This is a genomic window from Serratia sp. CY43202 (genome assembly GCF_052168755.1).
Classification (GTDB): domain Bacteria; phylum Pseudomonadota; class Gammaproteobacteria; order Enterobacterales; family Enterobacteriaceae; genus Serratia; species Serratia bockelmannii.
In genome coordinates this window covers 103,707-118,850 of sequence record NZ_JBJNMB010000003.1, presented here as the reverse complement: position 1 = coordinate 118,850, position 15,144 = coordinate 103,707, and the positions used below count along the sequence as shown (strand labels likewise).

Below are 15,144 nucleotides of genomic sequence, written 5' to 3'. Positions count from 1 at the left end.
CATGGCAGACTATCAGGGTAGAAAAGTCGTCATCATCGGGTTGGGCCTCACCGGCCTGTCCTGTGTCGATTTCTTCATGGCGCGCGGCGTGACGCCGCGCGTGATGGATACCCGTATCGCGCCGCCAGGGTTGGACAAACTGCCTGAAAGCGTGGAGCGCCATCTGGGCGATCTGAATCAAGACTGGCTGCTGGCGGCGGATCTGATCGTCGCCAGCCCGGGCGTCGCGCTGGCGACCCCGGCATTGAGCGCCGCGGCTGACGCCGGCGTCGAAATCGTCGGCGACGTCGAACTGTTCTGCCGCGAGGCGCAGGCGCCGATCGTGGCGATTACCGGCTCCAACGGCAAGAGCACCGTCACCACCCTGGTGGGTGAGATGGCGAAAGCCGCCGGTTGGGCGGTGGGCGTGGGCGGCAATATCGGCCTGCCGGCGCTGAGCCTGTTGCGTCAGGAATGTCAGCTTTACGTGCTGGAGCTGTCCAGCTTCCAGCTGGAAACGACGTATAGCCTGCGGGCGGCGGCGGCGACCATCCTGAACGTGACCGAAGATCATATGGATCGCTATCCGTTCGGTCTGCAGCAGTATCGCGGTGCCAAGCTGCGCGTGTATGAAAACGCCGCGGTGTGCGTGGTGAACGCGGACGACGCGCTGACCATGCCGGTGCGCGGCGCCGACGAACGCTGTGTCAGCTTCGGCGCGGACGTAGGCGACTATCACTTGAACCGCCAGCAGGGGGAAACCTGGCTGCGGGTGCGCGGTGAGAAGGTGCTGAATACGCGCGAAATGAAGCTGACCGGCCGCCACAATTACACCAACGCCCTGGCGGCGCTGGCGTTGGCGGATGCGGTCAATATCCCGCGTGCGTCCAGCCTGAAGGCGCTGACCACCTTCACCGGCCTGGCACACCGCTTCCAGCTGGCCTGGGAGCACAACGGCGTGCGTTGGATCAACGATTCCAAAGCCACCAACGTCGGCAGCACCGAAGCGGCGCTGAACGGCCTGCAGGTGGACGGCACGCTGCATCTGCTGCTGGGCGGCGACGGCAAGTCCGCCGATTTCTCGCCGCTGGCGCGCTATCTGCAGGGCGACAACGTGCGTCTGTATTGTTTTGGCCGTGACGGCGCTCAGCTGGCACAGCTGCGGCCGGAAGTGGCGACGTTGACCGAGACCATGGAGCAGGCGATGCGCACCATCGCCGGCCGCGTAATGCCCGGCGATATGGTGCTGTTGTCGCCGGCCTGCGCCAGCCTCGATCAGTTCCGTAATTTTGAAGTGCGCGGCGATGAGTTCGCCCGCCTGGCGCAGGAGCTTGGCGGATGAAACTACGCTTGCCGAACTTCGGGCTGACAGAACGGCTGAAAGACTGGGTGACCGGCGCGCGCGACAACGACGCGGTCAACATGGTGCTGTACGATCGCACCCTGCTGTGGTTGACCTTCGGCTTGGCGATCATCGGCTTCGTGATGGTGACCTCGGCCTCGATGCCGATCGGCCAACGCCTGGCGGACGATCCGTTCCTGTTCGCCAAACGTGACGCGCTGTACCTCGGCCTGGCGTTCGGCCTGTCGCTGGTGACGCTGCGCATCCCGATGGAAATTTGGCAGCGCTACAGCAACGTGATGCTGCTGATGTCGATCGTGATGCTGCTGATCGTCCTGGTGGTGGGGAGCTCGGTAAACGGGGCCTCGCGTTGGATCGCACTCGGCCCGTTGCGTATTCAGCCCGCGGAGCTGTCCAAGCTGTCGCTGTTCTGCTACCTGGCGAGCTATCTGGTGCGCAAGGTGGAAGAGGTGCGCAGCAACTTCTGGGGCTTCTGCAAGCCGATGGGCGTGATGGTGGTGCTGGCGGTGCTGCTGCTGGCGCAGCCGGACCTCGGTACCGTGGTGGTGCTGTTCATCACCACGCTAGCAATGCTGTTCCTGGCCGGTGCGAAAATGTGGCAGTTCCTGGCGATCATCGGCTCCGGCGTGTTCGCCGTGGTGCTGCTGATCATCGCGGAACCGTACCGTATGCGCCGCGTGACGTCGTTCTGGAACCCGTGGGCCGACCCGTTCGGCAGCGGCTACCAGCTGACCCAGTCGCTGATGGCGTTCGGCCGCGGCGAGTTCTGGGGGCAGGGGCTCGGCAACTCGGTGCAGAAACTGGAGTATTTGCCAGAGGCACACACCGACTTCATCTTCTCCATTTTGGGGGAAGAACTGGGCTATATCGGTGTGGTTTTAGCCCTGTTAATGGTATTCTTCGTCGCTTTTCGCGCGATGTCCATCGGGCGCCGCGCGCTGGAGATCGACCAACGCTTCTCCGGCTTCCTGGCCTGCGCGATCGGCGTGTGGTTCAGCTTCCAGGCGCTGGTTAACGTCGGCGCCGCCGCGGGCATGCTGCCGACCAAAGGTCTGACGCTGCCGCTGATCAGTTACGGCGGTTCGAGCTTGCTGATTATGTCGACGGCGATCGTGCTGTTGCTGCGAATTGATTATGAAACGCGCCTGACCAAGGCTCAGGCGTTTGTGAAGAGGTAAGGGATGAGCGGGAAACCTAAGCGTTTAATGGTGATGGCAGGCGGTACCGGCGGGCACGTGTTCCCGGGGCTGGCGGTCGCGCATCATCTGATGGCGCAGGGCTGGCAGGTGCGCTGGCTCGGAACCGCAGACCGAATGGAAGCCGATCTGGTGCCGAAGCACGGGATCGAGATCGATTTTATCCGCATCTCCGGCCTGCGCGGCAAGGGCCTGAAGGCTCAATTGACCGCACCGCTGCGGATCTGGCAGGCGGTGCGTCAGGCAAAAGCCATTATGCGCAGCTATCAGCCGGATGTGGTGCTGGGAATGGGCGGTTACGTCTCCGGTCCCGGCGGCCTGGCAGCCTGGCAGTGCGGCATCCCGGTGGTGCTGCACGAGCAGAACGGCATCGCCGGTTTGACCAACCGCTGGCTGGCGCGCATCGCCGCCAAAGTGATGCAGGCCTTCCCCGGCGCGTTCCCGAACGCCGAGGTGGTGGGCAACCCGGTGCGTACCGACGTGTTGGCGCTGCCACTGCCGGCAGAGCGGTTGCAAGGGCGCGAAGGCCCGATCCGCGTGCTGGTGATTGGCGGAAGTCAGGGCGCCCGCGTGCTGAATCAGACAGTTCCTGAAGTCGCGGCGCGTTTGGGCGATAGAATTACGCTCTGGCATCAGGTTGGCAAGGGCGCGCTGGAAACGGTGCTGCGCGACTACGAAAGGGTAGGGCAGACGCAGCACAAAGTGACCGAGTTCATCGACGACATGGCCGCCGCCTATGCCTGGGCCGACGTGGTGGTCTGCCGCTCCGGCGCGTTGACCGTCAGTGAAATCGCGGCGGCAGGGCTGCCGGCGATCTTCGTGCCGTTTATGCACAAGGATCGTCAGCAGTACTGGAACGCGCGTCCGCTGGAAGAAGCCGGCGCGGCGAAGATTATCGAACAGCCGCAGTTTAACGCCGATGTGGTGGCCGAACTGCTGGCGAGTTGGGATCGCAAGACGCTGCTGGCCATGGCCGAGAAAGCGCGTGCGGTCGCCATTCCGGATGCCACCGAGCGCGTGGCGGCGGAGCTGGTGCGGCTCGCCAAGTAACGAGTGCAGGGGTTCGGTGCGCCGAACCTGAATAAAAGCAATGTGATGTAGGGCCGGGGTACCGGATCCGGATTAGAGAGAGTGATGAATACACAACAACTGGCGAAACTACGTACTATCGTGCCCGAGATGCGTCGCGTCCGGCACATTCACTTTGTCGGCATCGGTGGTGCCGGCATGGGTGGTATCGCCGAAGTGTTGGCAAACGAAGGGTATCAGATCAGCGGCTCCGACCTGGCGCCGAATCCGGTCACCCAACAGTTAAGCGCGCTCGGGGCGACGATTTATTTCAATCACCGTCCGGAAAACGTGCTGGATGCGAGCGTGGTGGTGGTGTCTACCGCCATCTCCGCCGACAACCCGGAGATCGTCGCCGCTCGTGAAGCGCGCATCCCGGTGATCCGCCGCGCTGAAATGCTGGCGGAGCTGATGCGTTTTCGCCACGGTATCGCTATCGCCGGCACGCACGGCAAAACCACCACCACGGCGATGGTCTCGAGCATTTACGCCGAAGCCCGCCTGGACCCGACCTTCGTCAATGGCGGGCTGGTGAAGGCGGCGGGGACCCACGCACGACTGGGGTCCAGCCGTTATCTGATCGCGGAAGCGGATGAGAGCGATGCGTCGTTCCTGCATCTGCAGCCGATGGTGGCCGTGGTCACCAACATCGAAGCCGACCACATGGACACCTACCAGGGCGACTTCGAGAACCTGAAGCAGACGTTTATCAATTTCTTGCACAACCTGCCGTTCTACGGCCGCGCGGTAATGTGCATCGACGATCCGGTGGTGCGTGAGCTGCTGCCGCGCGTGGGTCGCCACATCACCACCTACGGCTTCAGTGAAGATGCCGACGTGCGCATCGAAGACTACCGGCAGATTGGGCCGCAGGGGCACTTTACCCTGAGCCGTCAGGACAAACCGTTGCTGACGGTGACGCTGAACGCGCCGGGCCGCCACAATGCGTTGAACGCAGCGGCGGCGGTGGCGGTAGCGACCGAAGAAGGCATCGACGACGAAGATATCCTGCGCGCGCTGGCGGGCTTCCAGGGCACTGGGCGCCGCTTCGATTTCCTCGGCGAGTTTCCGCTGGAGCCGGTCAACGGCAAAGCGGGCAGCGCGATGCTGGTGGACGATTATGGCCACCATCCGACCGAAGTGGACGCCACGCTGAAAGCGGCGCGCGCCGGCTGGCCGGACAAGCGTCTGGTGATGATCTTCCAGCCGCACCGCTACACGCGTACTCGCGATCTGTACGACGATTTCGCCAACGTGCTGTCGCAGGTGGATGTGCTGCTGATGCTTGACGTGTACGCCGCCGGTGAAGCGCCGATCCCGGGCGCGGACAGCCGCTCGCTGTGCCGCACCATCCGCAGCCGCGGCAAGCTGGATCCGATCCTGGTTTCCGATGCCGATACCGTGCCGGAAACGCTGGCGCAGCTGCTGCAGGATGAAGACTTGGTGCTGGTGCAAGGCGCCGGCAACGTGGGCAAAATCGCCCGTAAACTGGCCGAGCTGAAGCTGCAGCCGCCGAAGAAAGAGGAGGAGCACCATGGCTGATAAAGTTGCAGTTCTGCTGGGCGGCACCTCCGCTGAACGTGACGTTTCTCTGCAGTCCGGCGCCGCGGTGCTGGCCGGGTTGCGCGAAGCCGGCATCGATGCGCACGGCGTCGATACCCGCGATTTCCCGGTGACCCAGCTGAAAGATCAAGGGTTCACCAAAGTGTTTATCGCGCTGCACGGCCGCGGCGGCGAGGACGGCACCCTGCAGGGGCTGCTGGAGTTCCTCGAGCTGCCTTATACCGGCAGCGGCGTGATGGCCTCGGCGCTGACCATGGACAAATGGCGCACCAAGATGGTGTGGCAGTCGATGGGCTTGCCGGTGGCGCCTTACGTGGCGCTGAATCGCCAGCTGTATCTCGGCGCCGAAAAAGCGGCGCTGCTGGCGCGCGTGGCGGATCTCGGCCTGCCGCTGATCGTCAAGCCGAGCCGTGAAGGCTCCAGCGTCGGCATGAGCAAGGTCACCGAAAGCGCTGCGTTGGAAGCCGCGCTGGAAGAAGCCTTCCGCCATGACGACGATGTGCTGGTGGAGAAGTGGCTGAGCGGCCCGGAATACACGGTGGCAATGCTGGGCGACCAGGTGCTGCCGTCTATCCGTATCCAGCCGGCCGGCGTGTTTTACGACTACCAGGCCAAGTACATTTCGGACGATACGCAGTACTTCTGCCCGAGCGGTTTGAGCGCCGAGCAGGAAGCCGAGATGGCGGCATTGGCGCTGCGCGCCTACCGCGGTCTGGACTGCAGCGGCTGGGGCCGCGTCGACGTGATGCAAGACAGCGATGGCAGCTTCTATCTGCTTGAGGTGAACACCTCTCCGGGCATGACCAGTCATAGCCTGGTGCCGATGGCGGCGCGCCAGTTTGGATTAAGCTTCTCGCAGCTAGTGGCGAGAATTTTGGAGTTGGCCGACTGATATGTCGCAAGCTGCCCTAAATGCGCGCGATCGCGAGGTGGATAACGGCCCGCGCCGCAGCAATGGAACCCAGTTGGCGGGAATGATTTTCCTGCTGATGGTGTTGGGAACGGTCGTGTGGAGCGGTTGGGCGGTGCTTGGCTGGATGAAAGACGCCAGTCGCCTGCCGCTCTCAAGGCTGGTGGTGACCGGCGAACGCCACTACACCACCAACGATGATATTCGTCAGGCGATCCTGGCGCTGGGCGCCCCCGGCACCTTTATGACGCAGGATGTGGACGTCATCCAGCAGCAGATCGAACGTCTGCCGTGGATCAAGCAGGCCAGCGTGCGCAAACAATGGCCGGATGAGCTGAAGATCCATCTGGTGGAGTACGTCCCGGTGGCGCGCTGGAACGATTTGCACATGGTGGACGCCGAGGGCAAAGCGTTCAGCGTGCCGGCGGAGCGGGCGGGCAAGCAGAAGTTGCCGCTGCTCTACGGGCCGGAAGGAAGCGAGCAGGATGTGCTGGAGGGCTATCGGGCGATGAGCGCCACGTTGGCGGCCAGCAAATATACGCTGAAAATGGCGGCGATGACCGCGCGCCATTCCTGGCAGCTGGCGCTGGACAACGATGTCCGGCTTGAGCTGGGGCGCGATGACCGCAATGGGCGTTTGCAGCGGTTTATCGAGCTTTACCCGGTATTGCAGCAGCAGGGCCAGGCGGAGAGCAAGCGTGTCAGCTATGTCGATCTGCGCTACGAGTCCGGCGCTTCGGTAGGGTGGGCTCCGGTGTTGGTCGATCCGCAGGCGCTTGGCGGTCAGCAAAACAGTAATCAGCAACAGAATCAGGCACAGGCAAAACAACAATGATCAAGTCGACGGACAGAAAACTGGTAGTTGGACTGGAGATCGGTACTGCAAAAGTCTCCGCGTTGGTAGGGGAAGTTCTGCCCGATGGCATGGTCAACATTATCGGGGTGGGCAGCTGCCCGTCTCGCGGCATGGATAAGGGTGGCGTAAACGACCTGGAGTCGGTGGTGAAGTGCGTACAACGCGCCATCGATCAGGCCGAGCTGATGGCGGACTGCCAGATCTCGTCGGTGTATCTGGCGCTGTCGGGCAAGCACATCAGCTGCCAGAACGAAATCGGCATGGTGCCGATCTCGGAAGAGGAAGTGACGCAGGACGACGTGGAGAACGTGGTGCACACCGCCAAATCGGTGCGCGTGCGCGACGAACACCGCATTCTGCACGTGATTCCTCAGGAATACGCCATCGATTATCAGGAAGGCATCAAAAACCCGGTTGGGCTGTCCGGCGTGCGCATGCAGGCCAAGGTGCATCTGATTACCTGCCATAACGATATGGCGAAGAACATCGTCAAGGCCGTGGAACGTTGCGGCTTGAAAGTTGACCAACTTATTTTCGCCGGTCTGGCCGCGAGCTACGCGGTGCTGACCGAAGATGAACGCGAACTCGGCGTTTGCGTGGTGGATATCGGCGGCGGCACCATGGATATGGCGGTGTACACCGGCGGTGCGCTGCGCCACACCAAAGTGATCCCTTACGCCGGGAACGTGGTCACCAGCGATATCGCTTACGCCTTCGGCACGCCGCCGACCGACGCGGAAGCGATTAAAGTTCGACACGGTTGTGCGCTTGGGTCGATTGTTAGCAAGGATGAGAATGTAGAGGTGCCTAGCGTCGGGGGACGTCCTCCGCGCAGTCTGCAAAGACAGACGCTGGCTGAAGTCATTGAGCCACGCTACACCGAACTGTTGAATCTGGTTAACGATGAAATTTTGCAATTGCAGGAGCAACTGCGTCAGCAAGGGGTGAAGCATCATCTGGCGGCAGGTATCGTGCTGACCGGTGGCGCCGCCCAGATTGATGGCCTGGCAGCCTGTGCGCAACGGGTGTTCCACACCCAGGTACGCATCGGCCAACCCTTGAACATCACGGGTCTGACGGATTATGCGCAGGAGCCTTACTACTCGACGGCGGTAGGTCTGCTGCACTATGGAAAAGAGTCTCACCTGAGCGGTGAGACAGAAGTAGAAAAACGCGCCTCGGTGGGCAATTGGTTTAAACGCATCAATAGCTGGCTGAGAAAAGAGTTTTAATGTTTCAACAAAGAGATCATGCTGAGTAATCTTTTTATGATCTCGCAGCGACAGGCACAAAACGGAGAGAAACTATGTTTGAACCAATGGAACTAACCAATGACGCGGTGATTAAAGTCATCGGCGTCGGCGGCGGCGGTGGCAACGCCGTTGAACACATGGTGCGCGAGCGCATCGAAGGTGTTGAATTCTTCGCTGTGAACACGGACGCCCAGGCGCTCCGCAAAACGGCGGTTGGCCAAACCATCCAGATTGGTAGCGGTATTACCAAAGGTCTGGGTGCGGGCGCGAACCCTGAAGTGGGTCGCAATTCAGCGGAAGAAGACCGCGAAGCCCTGCGCGCAGCGCTGGACGGCGCAGACATGGTCTTCATCGCAGCCGGCATGGGCGGCGGTACCGGTACCGGTGCAGCGCCAGTGGTGGCTGAAGTGGCTAAAGATTTGGGTATTCTGACCGTGGCCGTGGTGACCAAGCCTTTCAACTTCGAAGGCAAGAAGCGCATGGCATTCGCGGAGCAGGGTATCGCTGAGCTGTCCAAACACGTGGACTCGCTGATCACTATCCCGAACGACAAGCTGTTGAAAGTTCTGGGTCGCGGCATTTCCCTGCTGGACGCGTTCGGCGCGGCCAACGACGTGCTGAAAGGCGCGGTGCAGGGTATCGCCGAGCTGATCACCCGTCCGGGCCTGATGAACGTCGACTTCGCCGACGTGCGCACCGTGATGTCCGAAATGGGCTACGCGATGATGGGTTCCGGCGTGGCTTGCGGTGAAGACCGCGCCGAAGAAGCGGCCGAAATGGCGATCTCCAGCCCACTGCTGGAAGACATCGACCTGTCCGGCGCGCGCGGCGTGTTGGTCAACATTACCGCTGGCTTCGACCTGCGTCTGGATGAGTTCGAAACCGTGGGTAACACCATCCGCGCGTTCGCTTCCGACAACGCTACCGTGGTTATCGGTACCTCGCTGGATCCAGAAATGAACGACGAACTGCGCGTAACCGTGGTTGCAACCGGTATCGGTATGGACAAGCGTCCTGAAATCACCCTGGTGACCAATAAGCAGGCCAGCCAGCCGGTGATGGATCACCGTTATCAGCAGCACGGCATGTCGCCTCTGCCGCAGGAAGTGAAACCTGCCGCGAAGGTGGTCAACGACCAAGCTGCGCAGCCGAATAAAGAGCCCGACTATCTTGATATTCCAGCCTTCCTGCGTAAGCAGGCAGACTAAGAATATCCTGAGAATTTGGAATCTCCGCTCTTTGTGCTAAACTGTCCCGCCAGCCATGCTGTATGCTTGGCTGGTAGGATGGATAACATTGCGAGATAAAACGATGATCAAACAAAGGACATTAAAACGTATTGTTCAGGCGACTGGCGTCGGTTTGCATACCGGCAAGAAAGTCACGCTGACAATGCGCCCAGCGCCGGCTAATACCGGGGTCATCTATCGTCGCACTGACTTGAATCCACCGGTTGATTTTCCGGCTGATGCAAAATCCGTGCGTGATACCATGCTCTGTACTTGCCTGGTGAATGAGCATGACGTGCGTATTTCGACCGTTGAGCACCTCAACGCCGCGCTGGCTGGGCTGGGCATCGACAACATCGTCATTGAAGTCGACGCCGCTGAAATCCCAATCATGGACGGCAGCGCCAGTCCGTTCGTGTTCTTGCTGCTGGATGCCGGCATCGAAGAACTGAACTCGGCGAAGAAATTCCTGCGTCTGAAAGAGACTGTGCGTGTTGAAGATGGCGATAAATGGGCCGAGCTGTCCCCGCATAACGGGTTCCGCTTGGACTTCACCATCGATTTCAACCACCCGGCTATCGACGCCAGCTCTCAGCGCTATCGCCTTGATTTCTCGGCTGAGTCGTTCGTGCGTCAAATCAGCCGCGCGCGCACCTTCGGGTTTATGCGTGACATCGAATACCTGCAGTCCCGTGGCCTGGCCTTGGGCGGCAGTTTCGATTGCGCCATCGTGGTAGACGACTACCGCGTGCTGAACGAAGACGGTCTGCGTTTCGAAGACGAATTCGTACGTCACAAAATGCTGGACGCCATCGGCGACCTGTTCATGTGCGGCCACAACATCATTGGCGCGTTCACCGCGTTCAAGTCTGGCCACGCGCTGAACAACAAACTGCTGCAGGCCGTGCTGGCCAAGCAGGAAGCGTGGGAATACGTGACCTTCCAGGACGAAGCCGAAATGCCATTGGCATTCAAGGCACCGTCTACCGTATTGGCGTAAGGTCTGAATTCCTCGCCTGCGAATAACGGCAGGCGCATCCCCTGAGAGCCTGAGCATTCAGGCTCGCGATGGTGTGATGCCGGCTGTCGGGTGTTTTGCAGTTCGTGTCGCTGATTACTTATCACGACTGGTTGTGTTGGTACCCTCTCCGGCCAATGCAGCCAGCCGTTCCAAAATCTTGCGCAGTTTCTCCGGGCTACGGCTTGCTAATCCTCTCAGTTCCTCCGCACTTTCCAGACTCAAATGCCGCATTGGCACGGGTTTTTCAGGCGCTTTTTCGGCGTTTTGCACCTGGTTGCTGCCTTTCGCCATCAAGGCCGGATTAATCCTGATGTCGATCGACGACAATGATGGTAGAATTTGCGCTCGTAGTGCAGACAGCAAAGCGGGTTGTTCGTAGCGCAAGCGCATCATCCAACTGGCATTTGCCGTTTCGAGCACTAAAATACCCTGTCGGAAATTCGCGACGCGGCACCAGGGATGCAGGGGAGCGGGCAACAGGCCCTTCACTGCACGGTTAAGCTTGAGCAGCGCCACCGCGCGTTGCTGGACGTTTTGCAGCGTCCCTTTGCTGCCGGCAGACGCGTCGTCGAACAGGACATCTAATAATTGTGGACGGCTATCGCGCATAATGGGCTCCGGCGGATTATAAACTCGTGATCGGTATTCTAAATCGTTGGCGACAATTTGGCAGACGTTATTTCTGGCCCCATCTCCTGTTAGGGATGGTCGCGGCCACGCTTGGCGCACCTTCCAATTTGTCCGGCGCCCCCGATCAGGCCGCACTGCCGAGCACATCGTCCAGCCTTAACCGGCAAAATTCGGCCAACGGCACCTTCAACAGCCTGGCCCTGCTGCAGGACGCACATCGCCGTCCTACCTTCAGCGTAGATTATTGGCAGCAACATGCGCTGCGCACCGTCATTCGTCACCTCTCTTTCGCGCTGGCGCCGCAGGCGGTTTATGCGCGGGTGCAGGAGAGCGAAGCCGAAGCGGAACCCCCTTTGCAAGTGGCGCAACTGGCGCTGCTTTCTACTCTCAACGCGCTGCTGACGCACGAGCCGAAGCCGCCGACCATCATTCGTCACACCCACCTTGAGGTGTTGCCAACGCTGGCACGGCATCAGACCGGCCTGTGGGTGGCGCAGGTGCAAGGCATTCGTGCCGGGCCCGCCGCACTCGTCTGACTTCGCCCTTCGGGCACAAAAACCATAAATAATAGCAAGTTGACTGCCGTGCTCGGCCGTCATGACAGAGATATCAAACATCATGTTAGTGAAATTATTAACCAAAGTTTTTGGCAGCCGTAACGATCGTACCCTGCGCCGCATGCGCAAAGTGGTTGAGCAGATCAACCGCATGGAACCGGACATGGAAAAACTGTCCGATGACGAGCTGAAAGCGAAAACCAACGAGTTCCGCGCGCGCCTGGAGAAAGGCGAGTCGTTGGACAGCCTGATCCCGGAAGCCTTCGCCGTGGTGCGTGAGGCGAGCAAGCGCGTGTTCGGCATGCGTCACTTCGACGTGCAGCTGCTGGGCGGCATGGTGCTGAACGATCGCTGCATCGCCGAGATGCGCACCGGTGAAGGTAAAACCCTGACCGCGACGCTGCCGGCTTATCTGAACGCCCTGAGCGGCCGCGGCGTGCACGTCGTGACCGTCAACGACTATCTGGCGCAGCGTGACGCCGAAAACAACCGTCCGTTGTTCGAGTTCCTCGGCCTGAGCATCGGTATCAACCTGCCGGGCATGCCGGCGCCGGCCAAGCGTGAAGCTTACGCCGCCGACATCACCTACGGCACCAACAACGAATACGGCTTCGACTACCTGCGCGACAACATGGCGTTCAGCCCAGAAGAGCGCGTGCAGCGTAAATTGCACTATGCGTTGGTGGATGAGGTGGACTCCATCCTGATCGATGAAGCGCGTACGCCGCTGATCATCTCCGGCCCGGCAGAAGACAGCTCCGAGATGTACATCAAGGTTAACAAGCTGATCCCTAAACTGATCCGCCAGGAAAAAGAAGACTCCGACACCTTCAAGGGTGAAGGGCACTTCTCGGTGGATGAGAAGGCGCGTCAGGTTCACCTGACCGAACGCGGCCTGATCCTGATCGAAGAGATGCTGGTAGAAGCCGGCATCATGGATGAAGGCGAATCGCTGTACTCGCCGACCAACATCATGCTGATGCACCACGTTACCGCCGCGCTGCGCGCCCACGTGCTGTTTACCCGCGACGTGGACTACATCGTGAAAGACGGCGAAGTGATCATCGTCGATGAGCACACCGGCCGTACCATGCAGGGCCGCCGCTGGTCCGACGGTTTGCACCAGGCGGTGGAAGCCAAAGAAGGCGTGGAGATCCAGAACGAGAACCAGACGCTGGCTTCGATTACCTTCCAGAACTACTTCCGTCTGTACGAGAAGCTGGCCGGGATGACCGGTACCGCCGATACCGAAGCCTTCGAATTCAGCTCGATCTACAAGCTGGACACCATCGTGGTGCCAACCAACCGTCCGATGATCCGTAAGGATATGCCGGATCTGGTGTACATGACCGAGAAAGAGAAGATCGGTGCCATCATCGAAGACATCCGCGAGCGTACCGCCAAAGGCCAGCCGGTGCTGGTGGGTACCATCTCAATCGAGAAATCCGAAGTGGTTTCCCATGAGCTGACCAAAGCGGGTATCGAGCACAAGGTGCTGAACGCCAAATTCCACGCCATGGAGGCGGACATCGTTGCCCAGGCGGGTCAGAGCGGTGCGGTGACCATCGCCACCAACATGGCGGGCCGTGGTACCGATATCGTGCTGGGCGGCAGCTGGCAGGCCGAAGTGGCGCTGCTGGAAGAACCGACCGAAGAGCAAATTGAAGCCATCAAAGCCGCCTGGAAAGTGCGCCACGATGCGGTGCTGGCTGCGGGCGGCCTGCATATCATCGGCACCGAGCGCCATGAATCGCGCCGTATCGATAACCAGCTGCGCGGCCGTTCCGGTCGTCAGGGCGACGCCGGTTCATCCCGCTTCTACCTGTCGATGGAAGATGCCCTGATGCGTATCTTCGCCTCGGATCGCGTGTCTGGCATGATGCGTAAACTGGGTATGAAAGAAGGCGAGGCGATTGAGCACCCGTGGGTGACCAAGGCGATTGCCAACGCTCAGCGCAAGGTGGAGAGCCGTAACTTCGATATCCGTAAGCAACTGCTGGAATACGACGATGTCGCCAACGATCAGCGCCGCGCTATCTACAGCCAGCGTAACGAATTGCTGGACGTGTCCGACGTGAGCGAAACCATCGCCAGCATCCGCGAGGACGTGTTCAAGAGCACCATCGACAACTACATCACGCCGCAGTCGCTGGAAGAAGAGTGGGACATTCAGGGGCTGGAAGAGCGCCTGAAGAACGACTTCGATCTGGAGATGCCGATTGCCCAGTGGCTGGACAAAGAGCCGGAGCTGCACGAAGAGACGCTGCGCGAACGCATTCTGGAGAACGCCAAAGAGCAGTACCTGCGTAAGGAAGACGTGGTCGGCAGCGAAATGATGCGCAACTTCGAGAAGGGCGTGATGCTGCAGACGCTGGATTCCCTGTGGAAAGAGCACCTGGCGGCGATGGACTACCTGCGTCAGGGCATCCACCTGCGCGGCTATGCGCAGAAGGATCCGAAGCAGGAGTACAAGCGCGAATCCTTCAACATGTTCGCCACCATGCTGGAATCGCTGAAATATGAAGTGATCAGCGTGCTGAGCAAGGTACAGGTGCGGATGCCGGAAGAGGTGGAAGCGCTGGAACAGCAGCGTCGTGAAGAGGCTGAGCGCCTGGCGCAGCAGCAACAGCTGAGCCACCACGACGAGAACGCGCTGGTGACCGAAGATCCGAACGCGCCGGCCACCGCCGAGCGCAAAGTGGGCCGCAACGATCCTTGCCCATGCGGTTCCGGCAAGAAATACAAGCAGTGCCACGGCCGCCTGCAGTAATGCCGGCTGCGGTTAACCGATAACACCCAGGGGTTCAGCTTGCTGAGCCCCTGTTTTTTGGCACCCATCAGGAGGGTGAGATGAAACATCTGAATATCGCCGTGGGCATCATCCGCAATGCTCAACGGGAGATCTTTATTACCCGCCGCGCCGCTGACACGCACATGGCCGGATTTTGGGAGTTTCCCGGCGGCAAGATCGAACCGGGTGAGACGCCGGAACAGGCCCTGAGCCGCGAGTTGCACGAAGAGACCGGTATCGAAGCCGAGCGGGCCGAACTGTTGGAGGTGGTGGAACATCGTTTCAGCGATCGCATCGTGACACTGAATTTTTATCTGGTGGAGCGTTGGGCGGGCGAGCCGTTTGGCCGTGAGGGGCAGCCGATGCGCTGGGTAAAACAGGCCGATCTGCGTGAAGACGAGTTCCCGGAAGCCAACGTCGGCATTATTCAACTGCTGGTAGCGCAGGCGAACGCCGCGCAATAACAAGATTGGCCTGGCGCCCGCCAGGCCTTCAACCGGCGATTAGCGGTCGTCGAGTTCACTCCAGTCTTCGCTTTCCGACAGATCGCTGTTGCTCGGAATGCGCTTCTCTTCATCGGCCCATTCGCCAAGGTCAATCAACTGGCAGCGTTTGCTGCAAAACGGCCGGAACGGGCTGACTTCACCCCAAACCACGCCGGTGCCACAGGTTGGGCATTTTACTACGGTCGTCATAACGGTTCCTTACGCCTTCTGTCAGTGCTGAGA

General features: G+C 60.4%; 14 protein-coding genes. 12 read left to right on the top strand and 2 right to left on the bottom strand.

What is annotated here, in order from left to right:
- Nucleotide 1: 1 nt before the first annotated feature.
- From murD to lpxC, 9 genes are all read left to right on the top strand, one after another.
- Nucleotides 2-1,321 (top strand): UDP-N-acetylmuramoyl-L-alanine--D-glutamate ligase, encoded by a 1,320-nt coding sequence (gene murD, locus ACJ8J5_RS07050; protein ID WP_049204793.1) that lies wholly within the window; start codon nucleotides 2-4, stop codon nucleotides 1,319-1,321.
- Entirely contained in the window at nucleotides 1,318-2,520 is a 1,203-nt protein-coding gene (gene ftsW / locus ACJ8J5_RS07045; protein ID WP_025301570.1) for a cell division protein FtsW, read from the top strand. The genes murD and ftsW overlap by 4 nt, the downstream gene beginning before the upstream one ends.
- 3 nt (nucleotides 2,521-2,523) lie before the next feature.
- Nucleotides 2,524-3,588 carry an undecaprenyldiphospho-muramoylpentapeptide beta-N-acetylglucosaminyltransferase gene (gene murG / locus ACJ8J5_RS07040; RefSeq protein ID WP_004932773.1) on the top strand — a complete coding sequence of 355 codons (1,065 nt, stop codon included), beginning with the start codon at nucleotides 2,524-2,526 and terminating at the stop codon, nucleotides 3,586-3,588.
- Nucleotides 3,589-3,672: 84 nt separating this feature from the next.
- On the top strand, nucleotides 3,673-5,148 hold the full coding sequence (murC, locus tag ACJ8J5_RS07035) for a UDP-N-acetylmuramate--L-alanine ligase (RefSeq protein ID WP_025301571.1): 1,476 nt from the start codon (nucleotides 3,673-3,675) through the stop codon (nucleotides 5,146-5,148).
- Complete coding sequence (locus tag ACJ8J5_RS07030; protein WP_127146503.1) at nucleotides 5,141-6,061, top strand: D-alanine--D-alanine ligase; 921 nt, start codon at nucleotides 5,141-5,143, stop codon at nucleotides 6,059-6,061. The genes murC and ACJ8J5_RS07030 overlap by 8 nt, the downstream gene beginning before the upstream one ends.
- A 1-nt stretch (nucleotide 6,062) precedes the next feature.
- Nucleotides 6,063-6,914, top strand: coding sequence for a cell division protein FtsQ (gene ftsQ / locus ACJ8J5_RS07025; RefSeq protein ID WP_004932761.1), 852 nt, complete (start codon nucleotides 6,063-6,065; stop codon nucleotides 6,912-6,914).
- Entirely contained in the window at nucleotides 6,911-8,167 is a 1,257-nt protein-coding gene (ftsA, locus tag ACJ8J5_RS07020) for a cell division protein FtsA (protein ID WP_004932758.1), read from the top strand. The genes ftsQ and ftsA overlap by 4 nt, the downstream gene beginning before the upstream one ends.
- A 74-nt stretch (nucleotides 8,168-8,241) precedes the next feature.
- Nucleotides 8,242-9,396, top strand: coding sequence for a cell division protein FtsZ (gene ftsZ, locus ACJ8J5_RS07015; protein WP_004932757.1), 1,155 nt, complete (start codon nucleotides 8,242-8,244; stop codon nucleotides 9,394-9,396).
- A gap of 103 nt (nucleotides 9,397-9,499) precedes the next feature.
- The gene (gene lpxC, locus ACJ8J5_RS07010; protein ID WP_004932754.1) at nucleotides 9,500-10,417 is read left to right on the top strand and encodes a UDP-3-O-acyl-N-acetylglucosamine deacetylase; all 918 of its coding nucleotides are present in this window, start codon (nucleotides 9,500-9,502) and stop codon (nucleotides 10,415-10,417) included.
- Between the two features lie 114 nt (nucleotides 10,418-10,531).
- Here lpxC and ACJ8J5_RS07005 read toward each other — a convergent pair whose 3' ends face one another.
- Nucleotides 10,532-11,047: a DUF721 domain-containing protein gene (locus ACJ8J5_RS07005; protein WP_025301574.1), complete on the bottom strand. Its 516-nt coding sequence runs from the start codon at nucleotides 11,045-11,047 to the stop codon at nucleotides 10,532-10,534.
- Nucleotides 11,048-11,073: 26 nt separating this feature from the next.
- Here ACJ8J5_RS07005 and secM point away from each other — a divergent pair, with 26 nt between their 5' ends.
- The 3 genes from secM (at nucleotide 11,074) to mutT (ending at nucleotide 14,880) form a co-directional block, all read left to right on the top strand.
- Nucleotides 11,074-11,604 carry a secA translation cis-regulator SecM gene (gene secM, locus ACJ8J5_RS07000; RefSeq protein ID WP_049204789.1) on the top strand — a complete coding sequence of 177 codons (531 nt, stop codon included), beginning with the start codon at nucleotides 11,074-11,076 and terminating at the stop codon, nucleotides 11,602-11,604.
- Between the two features lie 82 nt (nucleotides 11,605-11,686).
- Entirely contained in the window at nucleotides 11,687-14,395 is a 2,709-nt protein-coding gene (gene secA / locus ACJ8J5_RS06995) for a preprotein translocase subunit SecA (RefSeq protein WP_025301576.1), read from the top strand.
- An 80-nt stretch (nucleotides 14,396-14,475) separates the two neighbouring features.
- Nucleotides 14,476-14,880 carry an 8-oxo-dGTP diphosphatase MutT gene (mutT, locus tag ACJ8J5_RS06990; RefSeq protein ID WP_049204788.1) on the top strand — a complete coding sequence of 135 codons (405 nt, stop codon included), beginning with the start codon at nucleotides 14,476-14,478 and terminating at the stop codon, nucleotides 14,878-14,880.
- Nucleotides 14,881-14,919: 39 nt separating this feature from the next.
- On the opposite strand, the gene yacG is transcribed toward mutT, so the two are convergent.
- The gene (gene yacG / locus ACJ8J5_RS06985) at nucleotides 14,920-15,111 is read right to left on the bottom strand and encodes a DNA gyrase inhibitor YacG (protein ID WP_025301578.1); all 192 of its coding nucleotides are present in this window, start codon (nucleotides 15,109-15,111) and stop codon (nucleotides 14,920-14,922) included.
- Nucleotides 15,112-15,144: the final 33 nt, after the last annotated feature.